The organism is Flavobacterium hydrocarbonoxydans (genome assembly GCF_009789235.1).
Taxonomy (GTDB): Bacteria; Bacteroidota; Bacteroidia; order Flavobacteriales; family Flavobacteriaceae; genus Flavobacterium; species Flavobacterium hydrocarbonoxydans.
This window is the reverse complement of the sequence record NZ_WSTB01000003.1, coordinates 323,504-339,984: the sequence shown is the minus strand read 5'-3', so window position 1 is coordinate 339,984 and position 16,481 is coordinate 323,504. Positions and strand designations below refer to the sequence as shown.

Here is a 16,481-nt window from a genome sequence, read left to right as displayed (position 1 = left end):
CATAATGAAAAAAATAATCATAATAACCGTAGTTTTTCTAGGTCTCTTTTTTGCATCATCTTGCGAAAATGAATTGGATCAGAACAGCCCAAATGATTTAACAGAAGATCAATATTGGAAAACAGAAAGTGATGCACAAGCAGGTGTAAACTCCATTTATGCCATGTTTTATAAAGATGGTTTGTGGGCAAGATGGATTTATTTCCGTCTGGACTTAACTTCTGACGAAGGATATAGTGTGAGCCCATGGACAGAATTGGCAGACTGGACAAGATTCAATTATGTCAATTATAATTTCTGGGAAGGAAACGTAGTAACCTGGAGAGATACTTATAAAGCCATTTTTAGATGTAATCAGGTTTTGGCAAATGTTCCGAATATTACTTTTCAGAATGAAGAGGATAAAAAGAAAATTATAGCGCAGGCTAAGTTTTTTAGAGCATTACATTACTACTATGCAGCGATTCTTTGGGAAGATATTCCATTGGTTTTAGAACCATCAAAAACAACAGATAATCCTGCTCAGGTAAATGTTACCGAAGTTTATGCTCAAATCGAGAAAGATTTGAACGAAGCGTTTACTGATTTACCTCCATCATGGGGAGATGATCAGACAGGAAGGCCAGATAAAGGGGCAGCAAAAGCGTTTTTAGCAAAATTATACATGCAGCAACACAAATGGCCTGAAGCCAAAACTGCTTTAGAATATTTAATCACAGGTCCAGGTGCAAAATATAGTTTAGTGTCTAATTACAGAGACAATTTTACTGATACGAATGAAAATAATAACGAATCCGTTTTCGAAATTCAGTTTGGAGATCAAAGAAAAGGAGGGACAGGAGAAGATCAAAACGCTGCGGTTTCTAGTAATCGTGGTCAGTTTTTTGCTCCAAGAGGAATTGGATGGTCTGATGGTCAAGCACGTTTTTGGTTAATCGATGCTTTTAAACAAGAAAAAAATAAAGATGGAAACCTGGATACCCGTTTAAGATGGACTTTGTATTATCCTGATTTATTGGCTGATTTTGGAGATAAAACCTACGGAAGAAACTGGGAATGGAATAATAACGAAGCCTGGTTCAGAAAAGGAAGCCGTGATTATTACAGAGATAACGAAGATTATTACAGCCAGGTAAACTACAGACTAATTCGTTATGCTGATATTTTATTGCGTTACGCTGAGGTTTTAAACGAAACAGGAAATACTGCCGCAGCTTATCAATATGTAGATATGGTGAGAGCGCGTGTCAATATGAATACTTTGGCAACAGCGCATCCTGAAATAGGAAACGACCACGATAAATTTTTAGAGCGTCTAAAAACAGAAAGAGTTTTAGAATTAGCTGGAGAAAGCGTTCGTTGGGAAGATTTGAAGCGTTGGGGAGATTTAAATTCTCAGGCAGCTGTTGATAAAATAGCACTTCGTGATCCTGATTTCAACAACTTTGTAGTAGGTAAAAATCACAGATTGCCTATTCCTCAAAATGATGCGAATAATAATCCAAACTTAGAGCAGCACCCAGAATATTAAAATAATTTTTTTAAGGGAATTAGTTGAAGACTAATTCCCTTAATCACCAGGAACCTTTGTTCTATTTAAGAAAACCGATAAATGAAAAAGATAAAATTATGCCTGACATTCGTGTTAGCAGGAATGTTATTGTTAAGTTGTAATAAAACAAAAAACAACGCTGAAGAAAATAAAAAAGAGACAACAGTAGTCGAAAAAAGAGAAATCTGGACAAAAGACGAAGCCAATCAATGGTACGCTAATCAACCGTGGATGGTAGGAGCCAATTACAATCCGAGCACTGCTATCAATCAGTTGGAAATGTGGCAGGCAGAAAGTTTTGATCCAAAAAGAATCGATCAGGAGCTAGGCTGGGCCGAAGGTATCGGAATGAATGTAATGCGTGTTTACCTTCACGATTTGTTGCACAAGCAGGATGCAGCAGGACTTTACGAACGTATGGATACTTTTTTAGGCATAGCCGAAAAACACCATATCAAAATTCTTTTTGTATTGTTTGATTCTTGTTGGGATCCTTTTCCGGCATTAGGAAAACAGCGTGCGCCAAAACCACATACGCATAATTCGGGCTGGGTACAAAGTCCGGGACAAAAAGTATTACAAGATGAGAAAGAATATCCTCGTTTAGAGAAATATGTTCGCGAAACGGTTTCGAAATTCAAAGATGATCAACGTGTTTTAGGTTGGGATGTTTGGAATGAGCCGGATAATATGACAGGTCCTTCTTATGAAGCGATAGAAATTAAAAACAAAGTAGATTTAGTTTTGTCACTTCTTCCTAAAGTTTTTGTTTGGGCGAGAGAAAGTAATCCTTCGCAGCCATTGACTTCTGGAGTCTGGATGGGAGATTGGAGCGATGAAGCCAAAATGCAGCCGATGCACAAATTGCAAATTGCACAATCAGATGTTATTTCGTTTCATAACTACAACACACCGCAGGATTTCGAAAAAGTAATCAAACAATTGCAGCGCTACGGAAAACCGTTATTGTGTACCGAATACATGGCCAGACCAAACGGAAGTACTTTCGAAGGCTTTTTGCCAGTGGCCAGAAAATACAACGTAGCCATGATCAACTGGGGATTAGTTGACGGAAAATCCCAAACGAAATATGCCTGGGATAGCTGGACTAAAAAGTATGACGCGGCACCAAAAGTATGGTTTCACGAAGTATTTAACAATGATGGAACGCCTTACATAAAAGCTGAAACAGATTTGATTAAGAAACTGACTTCAGAAGCAAATAAGAAGAATTAGATAATTAGATAATTAGAGAATTAGATAATTAGAAAATTAGAAAATTAGAAAATTATTTTTTGTCACAGATTTCACAGGTTTAAGGGATTTGTTTACTTATAAAATAGCCACGAATTCACGAATTTTCATGAATTATTATGCGCAATTATTCGTGAATTCGTGGCGAAAAAAAATCATTTTTAATCCTTTAATCTGTGGCAAAAAAAATTTGATAACTATTTATAAGTTTTAAGGCATTATCTAATTATCTAATTGACAAATTATCTAATTGAGGCACATTACATTAATTTAAAACCAATAAACATGATAAGACAACTTGTTTTTCTAGGAATATTGTGGGTTGGGTTTTCAGCAAATGCACAGCAGCCAGATCCACCAGGACAGGTAAAAGGCAACGCAAAAGCCACCAATGAGGCCTATTTATTTGCCCACATGACCCATAACGACTACGGAAGATTATATTATTCTGTTAGTCTTGATGGGTTGCATTGGAACAATTTAAACGATGGTAAAAGGGTTTTTGAGGATTATAAAGGTCATCCGGACATTTGCAAAGGGCCTGACGGAAAATATTACATTGCCGGAAATACGGGCGACGATGCAAAAGCCATTAATATTTGGGTTTCGGATGATTTAATCAGCTGGAAAAAACACTCCGATTACACACCTGATTTAAAAAGCACTCCGGATTATAGTAACGCTTTGCAACGAATTGGCGCACCAAAATTATACTACGATAAAGATTCGGAAAAGTTTATTATGACCTGGCATACACCGCATCAGGAAGGTTCTAAGGAAGATCCGGAGCGTTATTGGGCGAGCCAGCGAACGTTGTATGTTTTATCAAAAGATTTAAAAACTTTCGAAGGAACTCCAAAACGCCTTTTTGATTGGGATATGGGGACTATTGATGTTTTTATCCGAAAAATTGACGATTCATATTATGCCATTATAAAAGATGAAACCTATCCAACATTATACTGGACAACAGGAAAAACCATCCGTATTGCCAAATCGAAATCACTTTTAGGACCTTATTCTTTACCCCAGCAATCTATCAGTCCCAATTTTAGGGAAGCACCAATGTTAGTGCCTTCGCCAGATGACAAAATCTGGTATATGTATTACGAACAATATCCGGGAGTTTCGTATGGTTTATCAATTGCTGATAATTTAAACGGGCCTTGGTATCAGGCTTCTGGTTATACTTTTTTCAGCGATTGGGATAAATACAGTTTTCCTGAAAAAGTGCGCCACGGCTGTATGATTACGATTTCTAAAAAAGAGTATGACAGTTTGGTAAATAAATTTGGTTTAACCAAAACTGAAGCTAATCCAAAAAAACAATAATGAAAAATATACACTATTTGTTTCTGGGAGCAATCCTCATTCCATTGCTATCCTGCAGCGATTCATCAGACGATGCGGTAGAGCAGGAAGACCCAATTGAACAGGAAATTGCATCCAAACCTGCAATAGAAGGCATCAGAATTGCGTGGGATTATAGTTCTTTAACTCAAATTTCGGATAAAAACAGCACAGCGTATAATGGATATGCGAGAATCATTCAATTAAATGATAAAAAATTAATTTGTACGTATGAATCTGCAGGCTCTATTTTGATTAAAATAAGTACTGATTTCGGCAGTACCTGGGGCAACCCCATACAGGTTGTTTCAGGAAAAACGGGGGTGAATATGACAACTCCGGATATTATTCAATTAAAAGACAATTCCATTTTGATATGCTACAATCCAAGACCTGGAGCTGGTACAGCAGATAAATTTTCGATAAATACCATCAAAAGTTACGATGGAGGAACAACATGGAAAGAAAATCAAATAATCTATGAAGCAGCTTCAGAGTTCGAAAATGGCTGTTGGGAGCCTTCGGCAATCCAGCTTCCAGGTGGAGAAATACAATTATTTTTTTCTAATGAAAATGTATATCGCAACTCAAACGAGCAGAATATTTCACTTCTTCGTTCATCAGATAATGGATTAACATGGTCAGCGACTCCTGAAATTGCAAGTTTCAGAGCGGGACAAAGAGACGGAATGGCATCGCCGATTTTATTGAAAAATCAGTCAGATATCGTTTTTTCTATTGAAGATAATGGTACCAACAATCAATTTAAGCCTTATACAATTCGCAACTCAATTGCAGAGAACTGGCAGCAAACGGTTTCAGGAAGCAGTCCTAACAGGGCTTATGCGTTGCAGGAACAAATAAATAATGCTGTTTATGCCGGTGCTCCGTATTTAGCGCAATTAAGCACAGGTGAAGTTTTGATGTCGTATCAGGGAACAGAAAACAGAGGTACAAACGATCTTGATAATGCAGATATGAAAGTGGTTATAGGTAACGATCAGGCGCGGGATTTCAACAGAAAATCGACACCATTTATTCTTTCTAATGGAAAATCTGCTTTATGGAATAGTATTTCGGTCTTAGATGATGATACCGTTATTGCTGTTGCAACAACCAATCAGTTTGCGAATGCCTCTCAAGTCTGGATGATAAAAGGTCATGTTATACCTGAAATCAATGCTTCGAAAGAAACTGCAATTATTGACGGTCAAGCAAATGAAACGGCCTGGAAAAGCGATTTACCCATTTTTATTGGTCAAAAAACGGCCACGAAATTACAGGCAAATTTCTCTTACGATGCTGAATTTTTGTATGTTTTTGCTAAGGTGAAAGACAATCAAATTGTTAATAGCAACAATGTTGCAGAAAGCGACGGGATGAATTTATATTTGGATCCAAAGAATAAAAATCTGGTAGCACCGGGGAAATCAATTTTTAAAATGGAACTAGGGCAATCCGCTTTCACTATGTATGAAGGCCAAAATAGTAGTTGGAAGAAAATCGAAAATCCAAAAGATGCTTTGGTGAAAACCATAAAAACTGCTGACGGTTATTTGATAGAAGCTAAAATTTCATGGACTTCTCTGGGCGGAATGCCGGCAAAGCAAACCAGAATTGGGTATCAGGCAGAACTTAGGGAAAGAGGAACAAGCACTTATCTGGAAGGTATCGCACCAAATGCTTCAGATAAACCTTACTCATGGTCAACATTAAGATTAAAAAATTAAAAATATAAACAAATATGAGTCTCTAAGCTCATGAAAAGTGGTTAGTTAAGTTAGTTTTGCAATTACCAGGCTGTATGGGCGTACAGTCTGGTAATTTATTTAGGAAGCTGAACTCGATTTGCTTTTTTTTGGATTAAAATCTCTTCTAATCACTAACTAATGAAGGATTAGATAAAAACTAATAAACATTATTTCAAATGAAAAAATACTTCATATTGTTTTTACTGGTTGCAGTAAGTTACGCACAGGAAAAAACATTCTCAAATCCGATTTTACCTTCTGGTGCAGATCCGTACAGTACCTACTACAAAGGCTATTATTACTACACGAACACCCTGCAAAACCGATTGGTATTATGGAAAACCAAAAGTCTGGCCGATTTAAAAAATGCCGAAAGCAAAGTAATCTGGGAAGCTCCAAAAGGAACCGATTATTCGTCAGGTATCTGGGCTCCGGAGTTTCATTTTATTAGAGGAAAATGGTACGCTTATTTTGCAGCTGATAATGGTAATAACAGCACACATCGTATGTATGCACTTGAAAATAAATCGAAAGATCCTTTTAAAGGCAATTGGGAATTTAAAGGAAAAATAGCCGCAAAAACCGATAAATGGGCTATTGACGGAAATGTTTTCGAATACAAAAAGCAATTGTACATGATTTGGGCCGGATGGGAAGGAGATGCAAACGGACAGCAAAATATTTATATCGCCAAAATGAAAAATCCACTGGAAATTGAAGGCGACAGAGTACAGATTTCTGCTCCAACACACGATTGGGAAACACATGGGGCTTTATTTGATGCGAATAACCCGCCACAGGTTAATGTGAATGAGGGACCACAGTTTTTGGCCAATGGCGATAAAATTTTTATTGTATTTTCAGCAAGCGGCTGCTGGACAGATTATTATGCTTTGGGATTGCTGACTTTTCAGGGAAGAGATGATTTATTGGATGCAAATTCGTGGCAAAAAGCAGATTTGCCTTTGTTTAAACAATCTGCTGAAAATAGAGTTTATGCGCCTGGACACAATTCGTTTTTTAAATCTCCTAACGGAAAAGAAGACTGGATTTTGTATCACGCCAATTCGAATCCGGGTGAAGGCTGCGGCAATAAAAGGTCACCAAGGATGCAAAGAATTACTTGGGATGCCAATGGTTTGCCTGTTCTGGGGGAGCCAGTTAGCGAATCGGAAAAACTTGCCATTCCTGCGGAATAAATAAAATTTAAATCTTAAAAATAGAGTAATGAAAAACATACAAATGGGAGCAGTTGTGTTGCTGGCTCTTTTTCAATTTAGCTGTAAAGAAAACAAGAAAGAAGCCGTCTCTTCAAAAGAAGCTGTTTCGGAAATTAGTAAAGATTCTGTTCAAACGTATTTGGAAACTAAAAATTTTGATACGATTATTGATGGTAAAAAAGTCAATTTGTACTGGATTCAGAACAAAGGCATCAAAGCAGCTTTTACCAATTATGGCGGAAGGCTTGTTGGGCTGTGGGTTGCCGATAAAAACGGAAAAGAAACAGATGTAGTAGTCGGCATGAACAGCGCGAAAGGATTTAAGACTTCAACAGAGCCTTACTTTGGTGCTACCATCGGAAGAGTTGGAAATCGAATCGCTAAGGGACAATTTTCTTTGGAAGGTAAAGAATATCAAATTCCGATAAATAATGGCAAAAACGCCTTGCATGGAGGTGTAAAAGGATTTCAGGATGTAGTTTGGGATGCAAATAAAACAAATGACAATACTTTGGTGTTGACTTATACTTCGCCAGACGGAGAACAGGGCTTTCCAGGAAACTTAAAAGTTAAAGTAACCTACACGTTAACCGATAATCAAACGGTTAAAATGGAATACGAGGCCACTACAGATAAAACGACTGTTGTGAATTTAACCAATCATGCTTTTTTTAATCTGAATGGAGAAGGAAGCGGTTCGATTTTAAATCATCAATTACAATTGTACGCAGATCAGTTTACACCGGTTGATGAAGGTTTGATTCCTTCAGGAGAATTAAAAGCCGTAAAAAATACCCCTTTCGATTTTACATCAAAACACACCATTGGAGAACGTATTGAAGCCAACGATCAACAGTTGAAATTTGGTAAAGGATACGATCATAATTATGTACTTAGCGGACCGAAAAAAGACGGTATGACTCATGCTGCTACTATCTCGGGTGACTTATCAGGTATTACTTTAGATATTTATACGCAAGAACCTGGTGTGCAATTTTATAGTGGTAATTTTATGCAGGGTAAAAATGTGTTTAAATCAGGAGCAAGAGATGATTTCAGAACCGCATTTGCTTTAGAAACACAACATTTTCCAGATGCTCCAAATCAGCCAAAATTTGCTTCTATTATTTTGAAAAAAGGGCAAAAATACCATACCGTTTCACTATATCAATTCTCGGTAAAGTAGTATAATTTAATATTTTTACAAGATGAAAAACGTTTTTATTATAATGAGTTCGTTCTGTTTGTTTACTTGTTGTTCGCAGGAAAAGGAAAAGGATTCAAGTGTTCCTGAAGAAGTAAAGCCACAAGCTCTTTTATTAGCTGATCCTACTATTTTTTATGATAAAGGAAATTATTATCTCTATGGTACTACCGGCGGAGATACGCCTTTAAACGGGCAGGGATTTATGGTGTATACGTCTTCTGATCTGAAAAAATGGACAGGGCCTGCCGGAACTCAAAACGGACTGGCTTTAAAAAAAGGAGATTCTTTTGGCGATAAAGGGTTTTGGGCACCCCAAATTATAGCCTACAACAAGAAGTTTTATATGATTTATACAGCCAATGAAAACATTGCGGTTGCTACAAGTAATAGTCCGTTAGGGCCATTTAAAAACGATTCGAAAGAGCCGATTATTAAAACAGGAAATCAAATCGATCCGTTTGTTTTTATTGATGATGATGGAAAAAAATACCTGTATTACGTGAGATTGACCAATGGAAACCGAATTTTCGTAGCCGAAATAAATGATGATCTTTTGAGTATAAAACCGGAAACCTTAACAGAATGTATTTCAGGTACATTGCCTTGGGAAAACACAGAAAACACAAATTGGCCTGTTACGGAAGGTCCAACTGTTATAAAACACAATGGTTTGTATTATCTGATTTATTCCGCAAATGATTTTAGAAATCCGGATTATGCGGTTGGGTATGCAACCAGTACCAGTCCGTTAGGGCCTTGGGAAAAGTCAAAAACCAGTCCGATAATTAGTCGTAATAATGTTCCTCAAAACGGAATAGGGCATGGGGATGTGTTTTTTGATAAAAATAATAAAATGCATTATGTGCTGCATACGCACTACAGCAGTTCAACAGTTGCTCCCAGAAAAACCGGAATTATTGATATCAGTTTTGAAGGGAATGAGATCAAAGCCGATCCAAAAAGCTTTCATTTTTTAGTGAATTAGTTTTAAATAATACGCATAAAAAAAATCCATTTTACACAATCGTAAAATGGATTTTTTATGTTTTTTAGAATAAGAATTAATTTATATAACTAATTCTCCCAGAGCTTCTTTGCTGAATCCAATTAACTGATCAGTTTTACCTTCTTTTATTTTAGAAACCCAGTTTGGATCTGATAATAAAGGTCTTCCAACAGCAACTAAATCAAAATCACCTCTGTCGAAACGTCTGTTCAATTCGTCTAACGAAGTGGGCTGTGAACTCTCACCTGCAAAAGCACCAAAGAAATCGCTAGAAAGACCAACAGAACCTACGGTAATCGTTGGAGCTCCTGTAACTTTTTTAGCCCAACCCGCGAAGTTTAAATCAGAATCTTCAAATTCAGGTTCCCAGAAACGACGTTGCGAGCAGTGCAGAATATCGACACCTGCATCAACAAGAGGCGTAAGCCATGCTTCAAGTTCCTGTGGATTTTTAGCCAGTTTATAATTGTAATCAGATGGTTTGAATTGAGAGAAACGCATAATTACTGCGAAATCATTACCTACCTGTCTTCTGATTTCCTTCACTACTTCAATAGCAAAGCGATTGCGTTCCGGCAGTGTTTTTCCGCCATAAATATCAGTACGTAAATTCGTTTCGGCTCTAAAGAACTGATCGATTAAATAACCGTGGGCACCGTGAATTTCAATAGTATCAAAACCTAATCTTTTAGCATCTGCAGCAGCTTTACCAAAAGCAATAATAGTATCCTGAATATCTTTTTCAGTCATCGTGTTACCATTACTGAAATCAGGACGGTTTAGTCCGGACGGTCCTTCAAAAGGAACAGGAGGAACCCAGCCCGAGTGATGATTGTCCATAATTCCCATATGCCAGATCTGCGGTCCCATTGAACCTCCGGCAGCATGAACTTCATTAATTACTTTTTGCCATCCTTGCAGGGATTCATTTCCATAAAAATGAGGCACATTTGCATCATTGGAAGAAGAAGGTCTGTCGATAACAGTTCCTTCGGATAAAATTAATCCCACTTCACCTTCTGCTCTTTTTTGATAATAAGAGGCTACAGCGTCAGTTGGGATTCCGTTTGGAGAGAATGAACGCGTCATTGGCGCCATTACAATTCTATTTTTTAGATTTAACGTCTTTAGGTTAAATGGCGAAAATAAGTTGTTTGTACTCATAGTAATTTACAAATTAGATTGAATTAATTTACTGAGTGCTTCAAAGGCACCTTCGTTGCGTTTGTAGTATGTCCATTGTCCAACGCGGGTTGCTTCGATAAAACCGGCACGTTGTAAAATAGATAGATATTCAGAAACAGTCGATTGGGTAAGGCCTGCTTTGGCTTGTATTTGCCCTACACAAACTCCATGTTCAAATCCTGCATGCTGGAGTTGTTCCGGAAAGTTTATTTCGGGTTCTTTTAACCATTCCAGCATTTGTAATCTGGACTTATTGGATAAGGCTTTAAATATTTCGATCTGTTCCATGGTGCAAATATATCGACTTTTCCCGATATACCAATTTAATTAAAAATATTTAGGTTTTTTTTAAGAGATACTAAGCTTTTAAGAGGGTAAGTTGCTGAGATATTATGGAAAATCATTTAGTGATTAAATATCCTTGATTTGCTTTATAAACTTGATTTTTGTCTTTGATTTTGATGCTATTATTGAAGTTTTGTATTTCCCATTCAGGCATAAAAAAGCCTTTCAAAAGCAATGACTTTGAAAGGTTTTTAGCTCATTAGGTAAAAAAACCTCTCATACTGGTGGCTGATGAGAGGTTTAACTAAAAGCAGTAGGTGAATTTAGATTTGGTAACTGCTTATTTTTTGAGATCTATTACTTTTTTGGGCTATCAACAGCAAAAGACCATACAAATGGCCTGCCTATCAAAAAGTAAAGAGTATGTTTTACGAGTTTTCTTCGATGATGTTTTCGACAGTTTGGATAAACGTTTCCGTATCTCTGATGACATGCTTGATAGCCTCGTCATGTTCTGACAGTTTAAACTGTTCCATCATGTCTTTTTTCAGGTATTTGATCATCGATTCAATACTTCGGGTATCGCTATCGCTGTTTCTTTTCAATTCACGCTGTTTGCTTTCCAGATACTTTAAAGTCTCCTTTAATCTTTGAATGTTTATCTTTTCCAATTTGCTGTCTTTTTAAAGATTGATAAAAAAAAACGATAATCAGGAATCTGAAGTAACTCAAGATGCTCCAAAAACTTATTTTCATTCGAATTATTCTCATTCGAGACCATCGTTTTTTGCATATACGATGAAAAAGAGATTGTGGTTTTATTGTTTTAAAAAAAAATGAAAAAAGAATGTTTTTTATATCATCAAAAAAAATAAAATCCATTTTAGAAGCAAACAGAAAAGTTTATATTTGCTCTTATTCCAATAAACGAACTAACTATATGAAGAAATTATTTTTTGCCCTAATCGTAATCCTTTATTCGTTAACGAGTGCGCATGCACAAAGAGTAGGTGTTGAAATAGGAGATATTGCTCCAGATATTGAACTTCCGGATGCTAAAGGCAACGAGGTATCACTGTCTTCCCTGACCGGAATGGTGGTTTTAGTAGATTTTTGGGCTTCCTGGTGCCCTCCCTGTATGAAAGAACAGCCTGAACTGGTGAAATTATACAAAATGTACCCGGATAAATTTTCTATTTACGGAGTTTCTTTGGATACAAAAAAAAATTTATGGCTGGGAACTATTGCCAAATACAAACAACCGTGGATTCAGGTAAATAATCTTAATTTCTGGAAGTCGCCTGTTCCTGAAAACTATAAAATGGAAGCGGTTCCTTTTAATGTACTGATTGATGCCAACGGAATTATCATTGCCAAGAATGTTCATGGCAGCGCTTTGAACGAACTGGTGAAAAATGCTGTTGCTCAATAAGGGAAATCTTTTTATAAAATAAAATGACTATCCGTTGCTTATACCCATCATTAATAATGACAACACTGATGACACTGATTTTAGCGGATTAGCGCTGGTTTTGATTTAAAAAGAGCTAAATAAAAATCAGTTTTTATCTGTTCAATCGGTGTAGCCTGTGGTCTGTCTTTTTATTTAGTTCACTAGCTTAGCGGACAGTTCTGTAAAACAATATGCTTTCAGGTCCAATTCAAACGAATTGGGCTTTTTTTTTTTTGTCAGTCTTATTAAGTCTGAATGTCTTTTGCAGCTGAAACTGCGTATATTTTGATAAAATATTATTGATTTGCTTTCTACAAAATGAATATTTTTATCGCCATTAAAATTACTACTATCTATCAACCACTATTACTTATGAAAATTATTTCCTATCCAAAAGCTTTATGGTTTGCCGCATTACTGATTTCGAGTTGTTTGTTTGCTCAAAACAAAACCGGAAGAGATTTGGTTTTGCTCGACAAAGGCTGGCATTTTTCATTTGGTCATTTATATGATACCAATAAGGACTTTGGTCATGCCACCGGATATTTTTCGTATTTGGCCAAAACAGGTTATGGAGACGGCCCTGCGGCAGCGTCATTTGATGATCGTGCCTGGAGACAGCTGGATCTTCCGCATGATTGGGCAGTTGAGCAGGGATTTAGCGAAAAGGCAAGTTTTAGTCACGGCTTTAAAGCAGCCGGTAAAGGGTTTCCGGAAAAGAGTATTGGCTGGTACCGAAAAAAAATAACCATTGATAAGGAGGATTTAGGCAGGGTGATTTCGATTAAGTTCGATGGAGTTTTCAGAAACTCGAAAGTATGGTTTAACGGACACTTTTTAGGTACAGAAGAGAGCGGCTATAACGGTTTTGAATATGATGTAACAGCCTATGTAAACTATGGAGGCGAAAATACCATAGCAGTACGAGTAGATGCCTCGATGGAAGAAGGCTGGTTTTATGAAGGAGCCGGAATTTACAGACATGTGTACCAGCAAAAGACAAATCCGTTGCATGTAATTGAAAATGGTACTTATGTTACCTCTGTAATCGAAAACAATACTGCACAGGTAACCGCCGAAGTAACGATTGAAAACAAAGGAAACTACAAAGGAGCTATAGAAATAGTGCAAACGATAGTAGATGCTTCAGGAAAAACAATCACTACAGCAAGTGAAAAAGCTACAGCACCCAACTTTTATAAAACGGGTTTATATCAATCAGTATTACAAGTAAATAATCCTTTGCTTTGGGATGTTGATGCGCCTAATTTGTACCGTTTACTAACCGATATCAAACAAGAAGGCAAGGTTGTGGACCGTTATGAAACCACTTTCGGAATCAGAACAATCAAATTTGATGCAGAGCGAGGGTTTATTCTGAATGGTAAAATTTTAAAACTAAAAGGAACCAACAATCACCAGGATCATGCAGGCGTAGGAGCTGCTCTTCCGGATGAATTGCAGTATTTTAGAATAAAAAAACTAAAAGAGATGGGGTCTAATGCCTATCGCTGTTCGCATAACCCGCCAACACCAGAGTTATTAGAAGCTTGTGATAAGCTGGGCATGCTTGTAATTGATGAAACCCGATTGATGGGAATCAATAAGCTGCATCTGGGTAACGTACAATATTTGATAGAAAGAGACCGTAATCATCCGAGTATCATTTGCTGGTCTGTAGGAAATGAAGAATGGAATATTGAAGGCAATATCACCGGAGAGCGTATCACCAATACTATGCAGGACTTTGCAAAAAGCATTGATCCTACACGTCCTGTTACGGTAGCGATCAGCAGCGGTTTTAGAAGTGGTATCTCCTCTGTAGTAGAAATCATGGGCTATAATTATTTAGGAAATGGTGATGTTGATGCCCATAGAAACGAGTTTAAGCAACAGCCAGGTATGGGTACTGAAGAAGGATCGACGTTTGCCACACGTGGTATTTATTTTACGGATGATGCTAAACACTACCAAAGTGCTTATGATAAAAAACCACGCCCTTCTTTTTATAGTATTGAAGAAGGCTGGAAGTTTTATGGTACACGACCTTATATGGCGGGAATGTTTATCTGGACCGGTTTTGATTATCGCGGCGAGCCAACACCTTATGGATGGCCATCGGTTACGTCTTATTTTGGGATGATGGATAACTGCGGTTTTGCGAAAGACAATGTATATTATCTTAAATCATGGTGGGGTAAGGAACCCGTGCTTCATATTTTGCCACACTGGAACTGGGAAGGTATGGAAGGGAAAGAAATGGATGTATGGGTGTATTCGAATTGTGATGAAGTAGAACTCTTTTTGAACAAAAAAAGTCTTGGCAAAAAGAAAATGGAAACCTTAGGCCATCTGGAATGGAAAGTGGTTTATACTCCCGGAACTCTTGAGGCGATAGGATATAAGGACGGTAAAAAGATCCTGACCGAGGTTCAGAAAACAACAGCCAAGGCTGAAAAGATACAGCTTACCGCACACAAACCATCATTAGACAAAGACAATGATGCTGTCGTGATAACGGTAGAAACAACCGATAAAAAAGGACTGCATGTTCCTACTGTAAATGACGAAATTACCTTTGCAATAAAAGGAGGCGGCAAGATAATAGGAGTTGGTAACGGTGATCCGACCTCCTTAGAAAAAGATGTTTTTCTTGACGAGATGGCTTTTGCCGCTATCACTAATCTGGAAGAGCAGGCACTTACTGCAACAGCGTTACCTTCTGCATTACCAGCCTATCCCGAGGCTGACTGGCAGGAAGCTTTTAAAAATAGAGATTATAAAAAACAAGCGGCATCGTATGTGTATCGTGGGGTGTTTGATTTAGAAAAAGTTTCACCAAATGATGTAGTAAGTTTCTTTTATCAGAAGATTGGAACTACTTCTGCTGTGTTTGTAAACGGAACTAAAGTAACTGCAAGTGCTGAAGATGCTCAAAAATACGTGTTTGATTCGGTTATTCTAAAACCAGGAAAAAATACGATTACGATTGTTACCACGCCATTAGTACGATTACGCGACTGGGATGCCATGAATACCAATCCGGGAACGATTCAGATTGTTACAAAAGCAGAAGCATGGAAACGTAAGCTGTTTAACGGTTATGCGCAGGTGATTGTACAGGCTGACGGCAGTAATAGTGATATTGTTTTAGAAGCTTCGGGGAAAGATTTAAAGGCATGTACATTAACGGTTAAAGCAACAGCTCCTAAAAAGTAGTAAATACTTACTGAATAAAGAATAGTAGGGTTTGTTGAACTTTATTATGGCTTTTGTCTGAGTTTTGTTTGATTTTCTTAATTTTGCGTTATGGAAAATCAAACAGTTACCGGAACAATCGATTTCAATACCAGCGAATTAAAGCTAAAAGGCTTTAAGGTTTATGAGATTAATAATGATCTTAGTACCATTCCTACCTATAACCGCAGGGATTTTTATAAAATTTGCATGCATACAGGCCAAAGCTTTATACATTATGCTGATAGAGGAATAGAGGTTGATGGTACAATTTTGTTTTTCGGAAATCCTTATATTCCCTATTCTTGGGAGAAAAATTCACCTGAGTTTTCAGGATTTGCCTGTGTCTTTACAGAAGAGTTTTTGAGGGTTAATGATCGTTCTGAGAGCCTTCATGAATGTCCTTTGTTTAAAATAGGAGGAACTCCTGTATTTTATTTATCGGCTGAACAAAAGCAGTTTATCTCAGGGCTTTTTCGGAAAATGATTGAAGAGCAGGAAACCGATTATGTTTTTAAGGATGATTTGCTTCGGAACTACATCAACCTGATTATTCATGAATCGATGAAGATGCAGCCGTCTGAGAATTTTTTTAAACATAAAAATGCTTCATCAAGAATCACTTCTTTATTTCTTGATTTGCTGGAAAGACAGTTTCCGATAGAGGCAAAAGACAATCCGCTCAAATTAAAAACCGCTCAGGATTATGCACAAAGCCTTTCGGTACATGTAAACCACTTAAACCGTTCGGTAAAAGAAGTAACCGGTAAGTCAACAACAGCTCATATTACAGACCGAATTATCAGCGAAGCAAAAGCTCTCTTGCAGCACACTGACTGGAGTGTTGCCGATATTGGGTACTCGCTTGGCTTTGAATACCCGAGTTATTTTAATAATTACTTTAAAAGACTTACCGGAACGATTCCGAAATTGCTCAGAACGTAAATTGTTTGATATTCATACTTTTTTGTTTGATATTCA

Annotated in this window: 13 protein-coding genes; 10 read left to right on the top strand and 3 right to left on the bottom strand. The window is 37.2% G+C overall.

The genetic code is table 11. The annotated features are described in order from the left end of the window. Nucleotides 1-4: 4 nt before the first annotated feature. From GON26_RS07240 to GON26_RS07210, 7 genes are all read left to right on the top strand, one after another. On the top strand, nucleotides 5-1,531 hold the full coding sequence (locus tag GON26_RS07240; RefSeq protein ID WP_160374075.1) for a RagB/SusD family nutrient uptake outer membrane protein: 1,527 nt from the start codon (nucleotides 5-7) through the stop codon (nucleotides 1,529-1,531). A gap of 81 nt (nucleotides 1,532-1,612) precedes the next feature. Further along, complete coding sequence (locus GON26_RS07235) at nucleotides 1,613-2,788, top strand: glycoside hydrolase 5 family protein (protein WP_160374074.1); 1,176 nt, start codon at nucleotides 1,613-1,615, stop codon at nucleotides 2,786-2,788. Nucleotides 2,789-3,091: 303 nt separating this feature from the next. Continuing rightward, nucleotides 3,092-4,138 (top strand): glycoside hydrolase family 43 protein, encoded by a 1,047-nt coding sequence (locus tag GON26_RS07230; RefSeq protein ID WP_202110848.1) that lies wholly within the window; start codon nucleotides 3,092-3,094, stop codon nucleotides 4,136-4,138. Next, nucleotides 4,138-5,886 (top strand): sugar-binding protein, encoded by a 1,749-nt coding sequence (locus GON26_RS07225; protein WP_160374072.1) that lies wholly within the window; start codon nucleotides 4,138-4,140, stop codon nucleotides 5,884-5,886. Before GON26_RS07230 ends, GON26_RS07225 begins: the two co-directional genes overlap by 1 nt. Before the next feature lie 197 nt (nucleotides 5,887-6,083). Then, on the top strand, nucleotides 6,084-7,106 hold the full coding sequence (locus GON26_RS07220; RefSeq protein WP_160374070.1) for a glycoside hydrolase family 43 protein: 1,023 nt from the start codon (nucleotides 6,084-6,086) through the stop codon (nucleotides 7,104-7,106). A gap of 28 nt (nucleotides 7,107-7,134) precedes the next feature. Then, complete coding sequence (locus GON26_RS07215; protein ID WP_160374068.1) at nucleotides 7,135-8,313, top strand: aldose epimerase family protein; 1,179 nt, start codon at nucleotides 7,135-7,137, stop codon at nucleotides 8,311-8,313. A gap of 22 nt (nucleotides 8,314-8,335) precedes the next feature. Then, a complete protein-coding gene (locus tag GON26_RS07210; protein WP_160374067.1) occupies nucleotides 8,336-9,319 on the top strand; it encodes a glycoside hydrolase family 43 protein in 984 nt (327 codons plus the stop codon). Nucleotides 9,320-9,400: 81 nt separating this feature from the next. Here GON26_RS07210 and GON26_RS07205 read toward each other — a convergent pair whose 3' ends face one another. The 3 genes from GON26_RS07205 to GON26_RS07195 form a co-directional block, all read right to left on the bottom strand. Beyond that, nucleotides 9,401-10,504 (bottom strand): NADH:flavin oxidoreductase, encoded by a 1,104-nt coding sequence (locus GON26_RS07205; RefSeq protein WP_160374065.1) that lies wholly within the window; start codon nucleotides 10,502-10,504, stop codon nucleotides 9,401-9,403. Nucleotides 10,505-10,510: 6 nt separating this feature from the next. After that, nucleotides 10,511-10,813, bottom strand: coding sequence for an ArsR/SmtB family transcription factor (locus GON26_RS07200; protein WP_160374064.1), 303 nt, complete (start codon nucleotides 10,811-10,813; stop codon nucleotides 10,511-10,513). A 425-nt stretch (nucleotides 10,814-11,238) separates the two neighbouring features. Further along, complete coding sequence (locus tag GON26_RS07195) at nucleotides 11,239-11,481, bottom strand: hypothetical protein (RefSeq protein ID WP_160374063.1); 243 nt, start codon at nucleotides 11,479-11,481, stop codon at nucleotides 11,239-11,241. 269 nt (nucleotides 11,482-11,750) lie between these two features. On the opposite strand from GON26_RS07195, the gene GON26_RS07190 reads away from it, so the two are divergent. The 3 genes from GON26_RS07190 to GON26_RS07180 all read left to right on the top strand — a co-directional run bounded on the left by GON26_RS07190 (nucleotide 11,751) and on the right by GON26_RS07180 (nucleotide 16,445). Beyond that, nucleotides 11,751-12,242, top strand: coding sequence for a TlpA family protein disulfide reductase (locus GON26_RS07190; RefSeq protein ID WP_160374062.1), 492 nt, complete (start codon nucleotides 11,751-11,753; stop codon nucleotides 12,240-12,242). Between the two features lie 393 nt (nucleotides 12,243-12,635). Continuing rightward, on the top strand, nucleotides 12,636-15,482 hold the full coding sequence (galA, locus tag GON26_RS07185; RefSeq protein ID WP_160374061.1) for a beta-galactosidase GalA: 2,847 nt from the start codon (nucleotides 12,636-12,638) through the stop codon (nucleotides 15,480-15,482). Between the two features lie 90 nt (nucleotides 15,483-15,572). Beyond that, nucleotides 15,573-16,445 (top strand): AraC family transcriptional regulator, encoded by an 873-nt coding sequence (locus GON26_RS07180; protein WP_160374060.1) that lies wholly within the window; start codon nucleotides 15,573-15,575, stop codon nucleotides 16,443-16,445. Nucleotides 16,446-16,481: the final 36 nt, after the last annotated feature.

Bases quoted from the DNA above. Each gene is read 5' to 3' on its own strand.
- GON26_RS07230 (WP_202110848.1), top strand. From the start codon at position 3,092: ATGATAAGACAACTTGTTTTTCTAGGAATATTGTGGGTTGGGTTTTCA.
- GON26_RS07210 (WP_160374067.1), top strand. From the start codon at position 8,336: ATGAAAAACGTTTTTATTATAATGAGTTCGTTCTGTTTGTTTACTTGT.
- GON26_RS07215 (WP_160374068.1), top strand. From the start codon at position 7,135: ATGAAAAACATACAAATGGGAGCAGTTGTGTTGCTGGCTCTTTTTCAA.
- GON26_RS07220 (WP_160374070.1), top strand. From the start codon at position 6,084: ATGAAAAAATACTTCATATTGTTTTTACTGGTTGCAGTAAGTTACGCA.
- GON26_RS07235 (WP_160374074.1), top strand. From the start codon at position 1,613: ATGAAAAAGATAAAATTATGCCTGACATTCGTGTTAGCAGGAATGTTA.
- galA (WP_160374061.1), top strand. From the start codon at position 12,636: ATGAAAATTATTTCCTATCCAAAAGCTTTATGGTTTGCCGCATTACTG.
- GON26_RS07225 (WP_160374072.1), top strand. From the start codon at position 4,138: ATGAAAAATATACACTATTTGTTTCTGGGAGCAATCCTCATTCCATTG.
- GON26_RS07190 (WP_160374062.1), top strand. From the start codon at position 11,751: ATGAAGAAATTATTTTTTGCCCTAATCGTAATCCTTTATTCGTTAACG.
- GON26_RS07205 (WP_160374065.1), bottom strand. From the start codon at position 10,504: ATGAGTACAAACAACTTATTTTCGCCATTTAACCTAAAGACGTTAAAT.
- GON26_RS07240 (WP_160374075.1), top strand. From the start codon at position 5: ATGAAAAAAATAATCATAATAACCGTAGTTTTTCTAGGTCTCTTTTTT.
- GON26_RS07200 (WP_160374064.1), bottom strand. From the start codon at position 10,813: ATGGAACAGATCGAAATATTTAAAGCCTTATCCAATAAGTCCAGATTA.
- GON26_RS07180 (WP_160374060.1), top strand. From the start codon at position 15,573: ATGGAAAATCAAACAGTTACCGGAACAATCGATTTCAATACCAGCGAA.